Origin of the sequence: Exiguobacterium profundum (assembly GCF_001909285.1) — a bacterium.
Lineage (GTDB): Bacteria > Bacillota > Bacilli > Exiguobacteriales > Exiguobacteriaceae > Exiguobacterium > Exiguobacterium profundum.
Map to the genome: position 1 here is coordinate 1,878,293 of NZ_MRSV01000001.1, position 208 is coordinate 1,878,500.

Annotated in this window: 1 protein-coding gene; it reads left to right on the top strand. The window is 51.0% G+C overall.

All coding sequences use genetic code 11. The annotated features are described in order from the left end of the window. Positions 1 to 62 precede the first annotated feature (62 nt). Positions 63 to 208: transposase (locus BBB58_RS15615; RefSeq protein WP_439097894.1), on the top strand; the 146-nt coding region annotated here is incomplete at its 3' end.

Consider the following 208-nt stretch of genomic DNA (forward strand, 5'->3'; position numbering starts at 1 on the left):
GACTCATCCGGAAGTCCGAAGCGAAGGTCAAGAAGGCGCAGCGCGCTTTGTCACGCTAGAAGATCGGGAGTAAGAATCGTGAAAAAGCCAAGTTACTTCTGGCAAAGAAACACGAAAAGATCGCGAACCAACGCCAGGACTTCCTTCACAAGCTGTCGAGACGGATCGTTGACGAGAACCAAGTCATCGTCGTGGAGACATTGAAGTC